This is a genomic window from Acidovorax sp. LjRoot66, assembly GCF_964253305.1.
In the GTDB taxonomy this organism is placed as follows: domain Bacteria; phylum Pseudomonadota; class Gammaproteobacteria; order Burkholderiales; family Burkholderiaceae_C; genus Acidovorax.
Map to the genome: position 1 here is coordinate 1,557,867 of NZ_CAXUQU020000001.1, position 13,132 is coordinate 1,570,998.

Genomic DNA, 13,132 nt, shown 5'->3' on the forward strand with positions numbered 1-13,132 from the left:
GTTACAGGCCCATCAGGCCCAGCACCGCCTGGAAGATGGCCTCGGGTGTGAACACCATGGACACCAGGCCCGCGCCGACCAGGAAGGGGCCGAAAGGAATGTAGCCACCTTCGCGCAAGCGGTTCCTGAATTTCATGACCAGGCCCACGATGGCGCCGATCACCGAGGCCATGAGGATGATGGGCACCAGGGCCTGCCAGCCAAACCAGGCGCCGAGTGCGGCGAACAGCTTGAAGTCGCCGTAGCCCATGCCTTCCTTGCCGGTGACCAGCTTGAAGCCCCAGTAGACGAGCCACAGGGACAGATAGCCGGCAGCGGCACCTGCCACCGAGGCCGCAGGCGGTATGCCTGTCCACCCCACGGTAGAGGCAATCAGTCCAGCCCAGAGCAAGGGCAGGGTGATGTCATCGGGCAACAGGGTCGTATCCCAGTCGATCAGGGCAAGCGCCACCATGGCAGCGGCGAAGACACACCAGACCAGGGTCGGCGCCGACAACCCTCCCCAGTGGCCCAGGAAGGCAAACAGGGCTGCGGTGCCCAGTTCCACCAAGGGGTAGCGCACACTGATGCGAGCCCCGCAGGAAGAGCATTTGCCGCGCAGGAACAGATAGCTCAGGACGGGAATGTTTTCGTACCACCGGACCATGTGCCCACAGGCTTGGCAGCGTGACCGGGGAACCATGAGATTGAATGGCTCTGCTGCGGGTGGCTGATGTCCTTCGACGGCTCTTTCCGCCTCGCTGCCAGTTGCCTGCCGCGCCGTCTGCTCTGCGGCGTATGCGGTGACTTCAGCATCCCACTGCCGCTCCATCATCTTGGGCAACCGGTAAATTACGACGTTCAGGAAACTGCCGATCAACAAGCCCAGGACGCCGACCAGCGCGGCGCTCCACCACGGATCCAGCAGCATTAAACGACCTGGCCGAGCTTGAAGATGGGCAGGTACATCGACACCACGATACCGCCAATCAGCGTGCCTAGGAACACGATAATGATGGGCTCCATAAGGCTGGATAGTCCGGCCACCATCTCATCCACTTCGGCTTCGTAGAAGTCCGCTGCCTTGCCCAGCATGTGGTCGATCGAGCCGGACTCTTCGCCAATCGCGCACATCTGGATCACCATCGAAGGAAAGATATTCGCATTGCCCATGGCTGCCGTGAGGCTGGTGCCGGTCGAAACTTCCTGCTGGATTTTTTCGGTGGCAACTGCGTAGACCGAGTTGCCCGAGGCACCGCCGACGGAGTCGAGGGCTTCCACCAGCGGAACGCCGGCGGCAAACATGGTGGCCAATGTCCGCGTCCAGCGAGCCACGCAGGACTTGTCAATTAACGCGCCAAAGATGGGCATCTTCAGCAGGGCGCGGTCCATTAATTTCTGCATCTTCTCGTTGCGGCGCCATGCCTCCATGAAGAAATAGAAGCCGCCGCCAATGACACCAAAAATCAGCCACCACCATTTAACAAAGACCTCGCTGATACCCATCACCATTAGGGTAGGGGCGGGCAGATCTGCTCCAAAAGAGGTAAATACTTCCTTGAAGGCCGGGATCACGAAAATCATGATCACTGTGACCACCACGAAGGCAACAATCAACACGGAAATGGGGTACATCAATGCCGATCTGATCTTGGACTTGATGGCCTCCGTCTTCTCCATATAGGTGGCCAGCCGATCCAACAGGGCTTCCAGAATACCTGCCGCCTCACCGGCCTCGACCAGGTTGCAGTAGAGGGTGTCGAAATACAGTGGATGTTTGCGGAACGCCCCATTCAGCGAGGTCCCTGTTTCCACGTCGGTGCGGATGTCGTTGAGCAGCTTGGTCACGCTGGTATTGGTGTTGCCGCGGCCGACAATGTCGAACGACTGCAGCAGGGGCACACCGGCCTTCATCATGGTGGCCAACTGGCGCGTGAACAGGGCGATGTCCTTGGGCTTGATCCTCTTGCCCGACTTCATCCGCCGTTTCTTGATCTTGGTTGGGAACACGCCCTGGCGGCGCAGCGTGGCCTGGACCTGGTTTTCGCCCCCCGCACGCAGTTCTCCGCGCACAATCTTGCCGGCGCGGTCCTTGCCCTCCCATTCAAAGACAAAATCCTTGATGTCCTTAGCTGCTGCTGTCGCCATGGTATTCCCCGTCGCTATTCTGTAATGTTTATTCGTTGGTCACGGCCAGCACCTCTTCGAGCGAGGTCAGACCCAGCTTGGCCTTGTGGAGTGCCGAATCACGCAGGGACCGCACGCCTTCGGCTCTGGCTTGCTCGGCGATCTCCAGGGCGCTGCCGTCGCGCAGAATGATGCGCTGGATTTCCTCGGAGATAGGCATCACCTGGTAGACCCCGACGCGGCCTTTGTATCCGTTGTTGCAGGCAGAGCAACCAACCGGACGGTAGGGGACCCAGGATCCATCCAGCTCTTCCTCGGAGTAGCCCGCATCCACAAGCGCCTCATGAGGAATGTCTGCAGGCACCTTGCACACGGGGCACAGTCGCCGTGCCAATCGCTGCGCAGTAATCAGGATCACGCTGGACGCGATATTGAAAGGTGCGATGCCCATGTTGCGCATGCGCGTGAGCGTCGTGGGGGCATCGTTGGTGTGCAGCGTGGACAGCACCAAGTGACCCGTTTGGGCGGCCTTGATCGATATGTCGGCTGTTTCCAGATCGCGGATTTCCCCCACCATGATGATGTCTGGATCCTGGCGCAGAAAGGACTTGAGCGCCACGGCAAAGGTCAGCCCGGCCTTGTCGTTGACGTTGACCTGGTTCACACCGGGCAGGTTGATTTCCGAGGGGTCTTCTGCCGTGGCGATGTTCACCCCCGGCTTGTTCAGCAGGTTCAGGCAGGTGTAGAGCGATACCGTCTTGCCTGAGCCGGTAGGGCCGGTCACCAGAATCATGCCGTAAGGGCGACTGATGGCGTCCATCAGCCGCGCTTTTTCTTCGGGTTCGTAGCCCAATGCATCGATGCCCAGCTTGGCGCTGGAGGGATCGAGAATACGGATCACGATCTTTTCGCCAAACAGCGTGGGCAGGGTGCTCACCCGGAAATCGATCACCCGGTCGGGGCCGATTTTCAGTTTCATCTTTCCGTCCTGCGGCACGCGCTTTTCGGAAATATCCATCCGCGAGATCACCTTGATGCGCGAGGCCAGCTTGTCCTTGATGGCAATGGGAGGCGATGTGATTTCGCGCAATTCACCGTCAATGCGAAATCGCACGCGGTACTGGTGCTCATAGGGTTCAAAATGCAGATCGGATGCCCTCATATTGAAGGCATCGAGCAACATCTTGTGCAGGAATTTGACAACAGGGGCATCCTCGACATCGGAGGCGCCTGCATCGGCTGGATCTGCCGCTTCTTCGATGGGGACATCGTCGAATTCAAAATCGCCCCCGCTGGTCATGCTCTCCATCGACTCGCTTGTCGATTTGGTGCTGCTTTCTACCAGTCGATTCAGTTTGTCATATTCGGCAATAATCCAGTCCACCCCCATCTGGGTCGTGAACTTGATTTTCTCGGCGGCTTCCTGGTCCGTGGGATCGGCCGTTGCAACGATCAGGCGGTTGTTGCGCTTGCTCAGCACCACCACCCGGTAGGACTGGCAGATTTTGGCGTCCAGCAGGTCCTTGGGCAGCCGCAGAGGGTCGATGGCTTCCAGGTCCAGCAACGGGGCGCCAAATACGGCCGATACCGTGTGGGCCAGGTCCGTCGCAGACACCACCCCCGAACCTGTCAATTCCGCAATAAAACTGGTGCGGCTGACTTGTGACTTTTTGTAAATATCTTCGGCTGCCTTTTGGGTCAGCTTTCCCGCAGACATCAACGCCCGCCCCAAGCCCGGAAGGGCTATTGCAGGTGTTTCTTTCTGAGCAGTATCTACAGCAGCCATGTAACCGGTAATGTGTTAAGGGTGGACAACGAGCCATCCTATCATCGCCTATTGGCATTGACCTGTACAGCGCTGCATATTGGCGCTGGCACCACACCTTGAGCGTGATTTTGTGCAGGCAGGAAGATGTGGTCGGGGTGAGAGGATTCGAACCTCCGGCCTCTACGTCCCGAACGTAGCGCTCTACCAGGCTAAGCTACACCCCGCATGGCGCCCGCAAGAGGCGCCGGGACCGCACGCTGCATGAGGGTGTGGCCTATGCGCGACGGTCCAGCAATTGCGATGCCAAGTGTAGCAAGCCGGCGGTGAAATCGTTGTCGGGCAAGGTCTTCAGGGCGGCGATGGCCCGGTGGGCTTCCGAGACGGCTGCGGCACGGGTAACTTCCAGTGCGCCGGTTTCCCGGACGATGGCGACAATGGCTGGCAACTGCTCGGTGGACCCTTGCTCGATGGCTTCCCGGATGATGGTGGCCTGGGCGCTGGTGCCGCGCTGCATGGCCGCGATCAGGGGCAGGGTGGATTTGCCTTCGCGCAGGTCGTCACCGAGGTTTTTCCCCATCTCGCTGGCATCGCCATCGTAGTCGAGCACGTCGTCGATGATCTGGAACGCCGTGCCCAGCGCCTGGCCGTACATGGCGCAGGCTTCTTCGAGTTCGGGTGGGCTGCCCGCCAGGATGGCGCCCAGCCGGGCGCTGGCCTCGAAGAGCTTGGCGGTCTTGGAGCGGATCACGCGCAGGTAGCCCTCTTCATCCAGCGAGGCGTCGTGCATGTTCATCAGCTGCTGCACTTCGCCCTCGGCGATCACGTTGGTGGCCTCCGACAGGATCTCCATGACACGCATGCTGCCGGTTTCCACCATCATCTGGAAGGAGCGCGTGTGCAGGAAGTCGCCCACGAGCACGCTGGCCGGGTTGCCGAAGGCTTCGTTGGCCGTCGCGCGGCCGCGCCGCAGTGTCGATGCGTCCACCACGTCGTCATGCAGCAGCGTGGCGGTGTGGATCAGTTCCACCACGGCGGCCAGGCCAAAGCGATGCGCGCCGCGGTAGCCGAGGGCGCCACAGACCAGCAGCAGCAGCGCAGGGCGCAGACGCTTGCCGCCCGCCGCGATGATGTACTGCGAGATCTGCGCGACCAGGGGGACGGAGGAAGTGAGGCGTGCTGCAATCACCCGGTCCACCTCGTGCATGTCGGCGGCGATGAGCGTGAGTGCGGGCGTGGCGGCTGTTTGGGAATGGTCAGTCAAGATAGGAGCGCTCAGAGTGCAGCGGATTATAGGAACGGCCATGGCCTTCCCGTCCTGGCGATGTGCTGCGCACGGTGCAGATGTCGCTGACTTGCTACGATCCATGGGCTATGCTAAACTAGCTGGCTCTGCAGAAATTCGTCTGCGGAACTCATATCAAGAGGTCAACATGTACGCGGTCATAAAAACCGGCGGCAAGCAGTATCGCGTTGCTTCCGGCGAAAAAATTAAAGTAGAACAGATTGCTGCGGACGTAGGCCAGGAAATTGTGATCGACCAGGTTCTGGCTGTCGGCAACGGCGCTGAACTGAAGGTGGGTACGCCCCTGGTGTCCGGTGCAACGGTCAAAGCCACTGTCGTGGCGCACGGCAAGCACGACAAAGTGCACATCTTCAAGATGCGCCGTCGCAAGCACTATCAGAAACGTCAAGGTCACCGTCAGCAGTTCACCGAACTGCAAATCGGCGTGATCGCTGCTTAACAGGGAGCTGATGTCATGGCACAGAAAAAAGGCGGCGGCTCTACGCGAAACGGACGTGACTCCAAGCCAAAGATGCTGGGTGTCAAGGCGTTCGGTGGTGAACTGATCAGTGCTGGCTCCATCATCGTGCGCCAGCGCGGTACCCGTTTCCACCCCGGTACCAACGTGGGCGTGGGCAAGGACCACACCCTGTTCGCATTGGTGGACGGCCACGTGTCGTTCGGCACCAAGGGTGCACTGTCCAAGTCGACGGTCAATGTGACGGCCGCCTGAGGGTTTTCACCCCGGCAGCAAACGAAGCCCCGCCTGGTCGGGGCTTTGTTGTTTGGACAGCCTGGTACTTCCTGCCGGCGCGTCCTGTCGGCGTCCTGCACGCCCCTCGAAAAGAGCAAAGCCCTGCTGCTCCTTCACCGGTGATTTTCTTGCGCAGCGCTCTTTTGTAAACTGGATACCCATGAAGTTCGTCGATGAAGCCTATATTGACATTGCCGCCGGTGATGGTGGCAATGGCTGCGTGTCGTTCCGGCACGAAAAATACAAGGAGTTCGGCGGTCCCAATGGGGGCGACGGCGGCCGGGGCGGGCATGTGTTCGCCGTGGCGGACCCCAACCTGAACACCCTTGTCGATTTCCGCTACTCGCGCCGGCACGAGGCCAAGCGCGGCGAGCACGGCATGGGCTCGGACATGTTCGGTGCCGCTGGCTCGGACATCACGCTCAAGGTGCCTGTGGGCACCATCTTCACTGACGCCGAAACCGGCGAGGTGCTGTACGAATTGCTCAATCCGGGCGAGGTGGTCACCATTGCCAAGGGCGGCGACGGCGGCTTCGGCAACATGCGCTTCAAGAGCGCCATCAACCGTGCGCCGCGCCAGAAGACGCCGGGCTGGCCCGGTGAGAAGAAGAACCTCAAGCTCGAGCTCAAGGTGCTGGCTGATGTGGGCCTGCTGGGCATGCCCAATGCCGGCAAGTCCACCTTCATCGCCGCCGTGTCCAATGCGCGGCCGAAGATCGCGGACTACCCCTTCACCACCCTGCACCCCAACCTGGGCGTGGTGCGCGTGGCTCCCGAGCAGAGCTTCGTGATCGCCGACATCCCTGGCCTGATCGAGGGTGCCTCCGAAGGCGCGGGCCTGGGCCACCAGTTCCTGCGCCACCTGCAGCGCACCCGCCTGCTGCTGCACATCGTGGACCTGGCGCCGTTCGACGACGCGGTCGACCCGGTGGCGCAGGCCAAGGCCATCGTGGGCGAACTCAAGAAGTACGACCAGCAACTGCACGACAAACCGCGCTGGCTGGTGCTCAACAAGCTGGACATGGTGCCGGCCGAAGAGCGCGAGGAGCGCGTGAAGGATTTCGTCAAGCGCTTCAAGTGGAAGGGCCCGGTGTTCCAGATCTCCGCGCTCACCCGCGAAGGCTGCGAGCCGCTGATCCATGCCATCTACCGGCATGTGCAGACGCAACAGCGTGTGGAGAACACGCCCGAGGAAATCGATCCGCGCTTTGCGGGCGATGCGCCCGACTGAAAAACCGGGCAGCACAGGACCATGACCATGGGCCTGTACAGAACAATGCAGTGATGGCAGCCATCCTGGCCGCCCAGCGACAGAGGCAAAAGAAGCAAAAATGGTTTCCAGTGTGCTGCGGGATGCCCGCCGAATCGTCGTCAAGGTAGGCTCCAGCCTGGTCACCAACGAAGGCCGGGGCCTGGATGAGGCGGCCATCGGCGAGTGGAGCCGGCAACTCGCTGCGCTGGTGCGCGGCGAAGGCGGTGGGGTGCCGCGCGAGGTGATCATGGTCTCCAGCGGCGCGATTGCCGAGGGCATGAAGCGCCTGGGCTGGACCACCCGCCCGCATGAAGTGCACGAGTTGCAGGCCGCCGCCGCCGTCGGCCAGATGGGCCTGGCCCAGATGTACGAGACCAAGCTGCGCGAGCAGGGCATGGGCAGTGCCCAGGTGCTGCTCACCCATGCCGACCTGGCCGACCGTGAGCGCTACCTGAACGCGCGTTCCACCCTGCTCACCCTGCTGCGCCTGGGCGTGGTGCCGGTGATCAACGAGAACGATACAGTCGTCAACGACGAAATCAAGTTCGGCGACAACGACACCCTGGGGGCTCTGGTGGCCAACCTGGTGGAGGCCGACGCGCTCGTTATCCTCACCGACCAGAAGGGCCTGTACACGGCCGACCCGCGCCGTGACCCCGCCGCACAATTCGTGCACGAGGCCAAGGCCGGAGACCCCGCGCTTGAAGCCATGGCCGGCGGCGCCGGCTCCAGCATCGGCAAGGGCGGCATGATCACCAAGATCCTGGCGGCCAAGCGCGCGGCCGGCTCGGGCGCCTCCACCGTCATCGCCTGGGGGCGCGAGCAGGACGTGCTCGTGCGCCTGGTCAAGGGCGAGGCCCTGGGCACCCTGCTGGTGGCGCAGACGCAGAAAAAGCAGGCCCGCAAGCAGTGGATGGCCGACCACCTGCAACTGCGCGGTGCCGTGCTGGTCGATGCCGGCGCCGCTGCCAAGGTGCGCGACGAAGGCAAGAGCCTGCTGCCCATCGGCATGACGGCCGTCGAGGGAGATTTCTCGCGCGGCGACGTGATCGCCGTGCGCGACCTGGCTGGCGTGGAGATCGCCCGGGGCCTGGCCAACTATGCCAGCGCCGAGGCCCGCCTGCTGTGCCGCAAGTCTTCCTCAGAGTTCGAACGCCTGCTCGGCTACGTGGCCGAGGCCGAGATGGTGCACCGCGACAACATGGTGCTGACAATCAAGTAGGCGGTCAGTAGGCGATCCACAGCCTGCCAGGGCAATTCTGGTCAGAAAAATGTCCCGGTCGGGGCGTATCTCCCGCCAGTACGCTCGGCTGCATGGGGCAGACACCCGGTATGGCTGCCTCGGGCGCGGAGCATGGCAAGCCGCCAAGGCCTGCCTGCACACGCATCGGTGCTTGTTATTTGGGCGTGGGAGGGAAGCTGCTGCTGCTCCCCGTGTCTGAAGAAATGGCAGGCAACTCTTCCAGCGCCATGGGCCGGCTGTTTTGTGGATCGGGGTCGAAACTCGCACCCGGCGGAAGCTCCATGCCCGGGTTCACCAGCAGTGAACCGGTGCGGAACATGGCACTGCCCGCGTGTTCATCGCGCGCACGCATGCCGCTGCGCAGGTAGCGGTTGCGCTGCTCGTTGCGGGGCAGGAAACGCGCCAGCTCCGTCAGCGCCATTTCGTAGACGCCGCGCTTGAACTCCACCACCACGTCCAGCGGCACCCAGTAGTCGTTCCAACGCCAGGCGTCGAACTCCGGGTGGTTGGTGGCACGCAGGTTCAGATCCCAGTCGTGTCCGACCAGTTGCAGCAGATACCATATCTGCTTCTGGCCCTTGTAGTGTCCGCGCGCATCGCGGCGGATGTACCGGTCAGGCACCTCATAGCGCAACCAGTCCCGTGTACGGGCCACCAAGCGCACGTGGTTGGGGTGCAGGCCCACTTCTTCGTGCAGCTCCCTGAACATGGCCTGTTCCGGGGTTTCCCCCCGGTCAATGCCACCCTGTGGAAACTGCCAGCTGTGGGTGCGGATGCGTTTGCCCCAGAACACCTGGTTCTTCTGGTTGAGCAGGATGATGCCGACGTTCGGCCGAAAGCCGTCCCGGTCAAGCATAATCAAACCCCAAATTTTTAAACTGTGTCCATTATGCACGGCGCTTTGAGCGCAGCAAGTGGGCTGCACCCAGACGCCCTCTGCCGAAGCCGATGAAAGCCTCCCAATTCTTTATTTCCACCCTCAAGGAAGCGCCTGCGGACGCCGAGGTGGTCAGCCACCAACTCATGACGCGGGCCGGCCTGATCAAGAAGCTGGGCGCCGGCATCTACAACTACATGCCCATGGGCCTGCGCGTGGTGCGCAAGGTCGAGGCCATCGTGCGCGAGGAAATGAACCGTGCCGGCGCCGTGGAGCTCGCCATGCCCGTGGTGCAGCCCGCCGAGCTCTGGCAGGAGACAGGGCGCTTCGAGAAAATGGGCCCTGAACTCCTGCGCATCCAGGACCGCCATGGCCGCGACTTCGTCATCCAGCCTACCAGCGAAGAAGTGATCACTGACATCGCTCGCCAGGAGCTGCGCAGCTACAAACAGTTGCCAAAGAATTTCTACCAGATCCAGACGAAGTTCCGTGACGAGCGCCGTCCCCGCTTCGGCTTGATGCGGGGGCGCGAGTTCACCATGAAGGACGCCTACAGCTTCGACCGCGACCAAACTGCTGCCAAGGCGAGCTACCAGGTCATGGCCCAGGCCTACCGCCGCATCTTCGACCGCTTCGGCCTGACCTACCGTGCCGTGGCCGCCGACAGCGGCGCCATCGGCGGCGACCTGAGCGAGGAGTTCCAGGTCATCGCCGCCACCGGCGAAGACGCCATCGTCTACTGCCCCGGCAGCGACTACGCCGCCAACATGGAAAAGGCCGAGGCCCTGGCGCCCGCGGGCCCACGCGGCGCCGCCACCCAGGCCCTCGCCAAGATCCCCACGCCCGGCAAAAGCACCTGCGCCGACGTGGCCCAACTGCTGAACGTTCCGCTGAACACCACCGTCAAGTCGCTGGTGCTGGCCACCGACGAGACCAACGATGCGGGCGAAATCGTCAAGACGCAGGTCTGGCTGCTGCTGCTGCGCGGCGACCATGACATGAACGAGATCAAGGCCGGCAAGGTGCCAGGCCTGGCGGGCTTCCGCTTCGCCACCCTCGGCGAAATCGAGGAGCACTTCGGCTGCAAGCCCGGCTACCTGGGCCCCCTGGGCCTGAAAAAGCCCGTGAAGACCGTTGTGGACCGCGACGTGGCCCTCATGGCCGACTGGATCTGCGGCGCCAACGAGGCCGATTTCCACATGACCGGCGTGAACTGGGGCCGCGACCTGCCCGAGCCCGACGCCGTGGCCGACCTGCGCAACGTCGTGGCCGGCGATGCCTCGCCCGACGGCAAGGGGGAACTGGCGATCGAGCGCGGTATCGAAGTGGGCCATGTGTTCTACCTCGGTACCAAGTACAGCCGCGCCATGAACGCCACCTTCCTTGACGAGAACGGCAAGCCCCAGCCGCTGGAGATGGGTTGCTACGGCATCGGCATCACCCGCCTGCCGGCCGCAGCCATCGAGCAGAACCACGACGAGCGCGGCATCATCTGGCCCGACGCCATCGCCCCCTTCACCGTGGTCATCTGCCCCATTGGCATGGACCGCAGCGAAGAGGTCAAGGTCGCGGCGGACAAGCTGTACGCCGAGTTCCTCGCGGCCGGCGTCGATGTGCTGCTGGATGATCGGGGCGAACGCCCAGGCGCCATGTTCGCCGATTGGGAACTGATCGGCGTGCCCCACCGCGTGGTGATTGGTGACCGGGGCCTCAAGGAAGGCCAGGTCGAGTACCAGCACCGCCGCGACAGCGCTGCCACCAAGGTGGCCATCACCGACATCTGGGCCCATGTGAAGGGCCGCATGGCGGTATGAGTGGGGTGCACGGCTTCGGTGGCGGGGGCCCTGGCCTGTCCCGTCGCACCTGCCTTGCCGCGTCGCTCCTGGGGCCGTCGGCGTGGCTGGCTGCGCCCACGCTGGCGCAAGCTGGGGGCCAGCTCGAAGAGCCGTTGATGGACTCGGTGCGCACCGCGCTGAGCTCGGCCATCGCCAACCAGGCCCCACCCGAGCCCGAGTTCTTCACCACCGACACCCGCCTGCACTACACCCGCTGGCTGGCCGCGATGAGCGACCGCCTGCGCCGGCGCAAGCCCGAGTGGGAGGTGCGCCGTGACTTTCTGCAGACCGTCTGGTACGAGTCCAAGCGCGCAGGGCTCGATGTGTCCCTGGTGCTGGGCCTGATCCAGGTAGAAAGCGGGTTCCGCAAGTTCGCCGTCTCCAGCGTGGGCGCGCGCGGCTACATGCAGGTCATGCCGTTCTGGACGCGCGTGATCGGCGACGGCGACGCCGGCAAGCTGTTCCACATGCAGACCAACCTGCGCTTTGGCTGCGTGATCCTGCGCCACTACATCGACCGCGAGCGCGGTGACCTGTTCATGGCGCTGGGGCGCTACAACGGCAGCCGGGGGCGCCCGCCTTATCCGAACGCCGTCTTCGGTGCCCAGCGCAGCTGGGAGTACGTCGACCGGCCCGCAGCCGGCTGAGTCTCTCGCGGGAGCTAGACCATGGTTCCTGGCGTGTTCGCGTTGTCCTGGCTGCCCGCCTGCGACAGTCGCGAAACCATCACCTGGTCGATGCGGTAGCTGTCCACGTCCAGCACCTCGAACTTGTAGCCACCCCAGCTCACACTGTCCGTTCTGCGCGGTACGCGGCGCAGCATCACCATCAAAAAGCCGGCCAGGGTCTCGTACTCCTCGGCATGCGGCAGTTCGTCGAGCGACAGTGCGCGCAGCACATCGCCGATGGGTGTCACCCCGTCGATCAGCCAGGAGTTCTCGTCGCGCCGCACGATCTGCTCCTCGTCCAGTGGGGATACGAGATCGCCCATCACCGTGCTCATCACGTCGTTGAGGGTCACCACGCCCACCACCAGGCTGTACTCGTTGACGATGACTGCGAAATCCTCGTGCACCTGGCGGAACTGCTCGAGCACCTCGGAGAGGGTCAGCCGGTCCGGCACGATCAGCACCTTGCGCACCAGGCTGTCGTCGGCCAGCGAGATGGGCTGGTTGTTGAGCACGCGCTGGAACAGGTCCTTGGCGTCCACATAGCCCACCACATGGTCGATGTCGCCCTCGCACACCGGGTAGGTCGAGAACGGCTCTGCCGCGATGCGCAGGCGTATCACCGCGTCTGACTCGTCGCGCAGGAAAAAGGAGACCCGGTCGCGCTGCGACATGGCGCTCGACACCATGCGTGTGTCCAGCTCGAACACGTTGGTGATCACCTGCTGCTCACGCGCTGCCAGCACGCCGGCCCGGGTGCCGGCTTCCATCATGGCCAGGATGTCATCCGAGGTGATGCGGTCATCGCGCAGCGAAGACAGCCCCAGCACGCGGAACAGCGCATCTGCCAGCCGGCTGTAGAACCACACCACCGGGCGCAAAATCGTCATGCACCAGGCCATGGGCTTGGCCAGGCGCACCACCAGCCGCTCGGGCTCGGCCATGCCCAGGCGCTTGGGGAACAGGTCGGCAAACAGGATGAACAGCGAGGTGATGACCAGGAACGAGGCCAGAAAGCCCGTCGTCTGCGCATTGCCCTCGCTGAGCCACCAGCCGAACAGCGTGCTGAAATGCGGGCTCAGCGCCCCCTCGCCGACGATACCGCCGAGGATGGCCACTGCGTTCTGCCCGACCTGCACCACCGTGAAATAGTCGCCCGGCTGCTCCTGCATGCGCAGCACGCGATCGGCGCGCGCGTCGCCTTCGTCCGCCATCTGGCGCAGGCGCAGGCGGCGCGCGGCCGCGAGCGAAATTTCGGCCATGGAAAAGAAGGCGCTGGCTGCAATCAGCAGCCCGATCACGAAAAAGCTTTGGGTCAGGGACATGAAGAGCGACAGAACGTGGCGC

12 protein-coding genes and 1 tRNA gene are annotated in these 13,132 nt (G+C 63.2%); 6 read left to right on the top strand and 7 right to left on the bottom strand.

From position 1 onward, the window contains the following. Position 1: 1 nt before the first annotated feature. The 5 genes from ACSQ3Y_RS07245 to ACSQ3Y_RS07265 form a co-directional block, all read right to left on the bottom strand. The gene (locus tag ACSQ3Y_RS07245; protein ID WP_436176851.1) at positions 2-910 is read right to left on the bottom strand and encodes a prepilin peptidase; all 909 of its coding nucleotides are present in this window, start codon (positions 908-910) and stop codon (positions 2-4) included. Beyond that, the gene (locus tag ACSQ3Y_RS07250; protein ID WP_436176852.1) at positions 910-2,127 is read right to left on the bottom strand and encodes a type II secretion system F family protein; all 1,218 of its coding nucleotides are present in this window, start codon (positions 2,125-2,127) and stop codon (positions 910-912) included. Before ACSQ3Y_RS07250 ends, ACSQ3Y_RS07245 begins: the two co-directional genes overlap by 1 nt. A gap of 28 nt (positions 2,128-2,155) precedes the next feature. Beyond that, entirely contained in the window at positions 2,156-3,892 is a 1,737-nt protein-coding gene (gene pilB, locus ACSQ3Y_RS07255) for a type IV-A pilus assembly ATPase PilB (protein ID WP_305741963.1), read from the bottom strand. A gap of 129 nt (positions 3,893-4,021) precedes the next feature. Further along, positions 4,022-4,098: transfer RNA gene (locus tag ACSQ3Y_RS07260), tRNA-Pro, on the bottom strand. Positions 4,099-4,148: 50 nt separating this feature from the next. Continuing rightward, positions 4,149-5,078, bottom strand: coding sequence for a polyprenyl synthetase family protein (locus ACSQ3Y_RS07265; protein ID WP_057205233.1), 930 nt, complete (start codon positions 5,076-5,078; stop codon positions 4,149-4,151). Positions 5,079-5,304: 226 nt separating this feature from the next. Between ACSQ3Y_RS07265 and rplU the strand changes: the two genes are divergently transcribed. The 4 genes from rplU to proB all read left to right on the top strand — a co-directional run bounded on the left by rplU (position 5,305) and on the right by proB (position 8,384). Beyond that, positions 5,305-5,616, top strand: coding sequence for a 50S ribosomal protein L21 (rplU, locus tag ACSQ3Y_RS07270; protein ID WP_024814187.1), 312 nt, complete (start codon positions 5,305-5,307; stop codon positions 5,614-5,616). Positions 5,617-5,631: 15 nt separating this feature from the next. Continuing rightward, positions 5,632-5,889 carry a 50S ribosomal protein L27 gene (gene rpmA, locus ACSQ3Y_RS07275; RefSeq protein WP_007854552.1) on the top strand — a complete coding sequence of 86 codons (258 nt, stop codon included), beginning with the start codon at positions 5,632-5,634 and terminating at the stop codon, positions 5,887-5,889. A 181-nt stretch (positions 5,890-6,070) separates the two neighbouring features. Next, positions 6,071-7,141 carry an Obg family GTPase CgtA gene (cgtA, locus tag ACSQ3Y_RS07280; RefSeq protein ID WP_057265133.1) on the top strand — a complete coding sequence of 357 codons (1,071 nt, stop codon included), beginning with the start codon at positions 6,071-6,073 and terminating at the stop codon, positions 7,139-7,141. Between the two features lie 100 nt (positions 7,142-7,241). Next, entirely contained in the window at positions 7,242-8,384 is a 1,143-nt protein-coding gene (gene proB, locus ACSQ3Y_RS07285; protein WP_057204970.1) for a glutamate 5-kinase, read from the top strand. A 175-nt stretch (positions 8,385-8,559) separates the two neighbouring features. Here proB and ACSQ3Y_RS07290 read toward each other — a convergent pair whose 3' ends face one another. Continuing rightward, entirely contained in the window at positions 8,560-9,261 is a 702-nt protein-coding gene (locus ACSQ3Y_RS07290) for an RNA pyrophosphohydrolase (RefSeq protein ID WP_057204967.1), read from the bottom strand. A 92-nt stretch (positions 9,262-9,353) separates the two neighbouring features. Between ACSQ3Y_RS07290 and ACSQ3Y_RS07295 the strand changes: the two genes are divergently transcribed. Both ACSQ3Y_RS07295 and ACSQ3Y_RS07300 read left to right on the top strand, forming a co-directional pair. Further along, positions 9,354-11,096 carry a proline--tRNA ligase gene (locus ACSQ3Y_RS07295; protein ID WP_428002397.1) on the top strand — a complete coding sequence of 581 codons (1,743 nt, stop codon included), beginning with the start codon at positions 9,354-9,356 and terminating at the stop codon, positions 11,094-11,096. Then, positions 11,093-11,764, top strand: coding sequence for a lytic transglycosylase domain-containing protein (locus ACSQ3Y_RS07300; protein ID WP_057204960.1), 672 nt, complete (start codon positions 11,093-11,095; stop codon positions 11,762-11,764). The genes ACSQ3Y_RS07295 and ACSQ3Y_RS07300 overlap by 4 nt, the downstream gene beginning before the upstream one ends. A 14-nt stretch (positions 11,765-11,778) precedes the next feature. On the opposite strand, the gene ACSQ3Y_RS07305 is transcribed toward ACSQ3Y_RS07300, so the two are convergent. After that, positions 11,779-13,110: a hemolysin family protein gene (locus ACSQ3Y_RS07305; RefSeq protein ID WP_436176853.1), complete on the bottom strand. Its 1,332-nt coding sequence runs from the start codon at positions 13,108-13,110 to the stop codon at positions 11,779-11,781. Between the last annotated feature and the right edge of the window lie 22 nt (positions 13,111-13,132).

Coding starts and splice junctions, on each gene's coding strand:
- pilB (WP_305741963.1), bottom strand. CDS start 3,892: ATGGCTGCTGTAGATACTGCTCAGAAAGAAACACCTGCAATAGCCCTT.
- ACSQ3Y_RS07295 (WP_428002397.1), top strand. CDS start 9,354: ATGAAAGCCTCCCAATTCTTTATTTCCACCCTCAAGGAAGCGCCTGCG.
- ACSQ3Y_RS07265 (WP_057205233.1), bottom strand. CDS start 5,078: ATGCACGAGGTGGACCGGGTGATTGCAGCACGCCTCACTTCCTCCGTC.
- ACSQ3Y_RS07305 (WP_436176853.1), bottom strand. CDS start 13,110: ATGTCCCTGACCCAAAGCTTTTTCGTGATCGGGCTGCTGATTGCAGCC.
- proB (WP_057204970.1), top strand. CDS start 7,242: ATGGTTTCCAGTGTGCTGCGGGATGCCCGCCGAATCGTCGTCAAGGTA.
- rpmA (WP_007854552.1), top strand. CDS start 5,632: ATGGCACAGAAAAAAGGCGGCGGCTCTACGCGAAACGGACGTGACTCC.
- ACSQ3Y_RS07245 (WP_436176851.1), bottom strand. CDS start 910: ATGCTGCTGGATCCGTGGTGGAGCGCCGCGCTGGTCGGCGTCCTGGGC.
- cgtA (WP_057265133.1), top strand. CDS start 6,071: ATGAAGTTCGTCGATGAAGCCTATATTGACATTGCCGCCGGTGATGGT.
- ACSQ3Y_RS07300 (WP_057204960.1), top strand. CDS start 11,093: ATGAGTGGGGTGCACGGCTTCGGTGGCGGGGGCCCTGGCCTGTCCCGT.
- ACSQ3Y_RS07290 (WP_057204967.1), bottom strand. CDS start 9,261: ATGCTTGACCGGGACGGCTTTCGGCCGAACGTCGGCATCATCCTGCTC.
- ACSQ3Y_RS07250 (WP_436176852.1), bottom strand. CDS start 2,127: ATGGCGACAGCAGCAGCTAAGGACATCAAGGATTTTGTCTTTGAATGG.
- rplU (WP_024814187.1), top strand. CDS start 5,305: ATGTACGCGGTCATAAAAACCGGCGGCAAGCAGTATCGCGTTGCTTCC.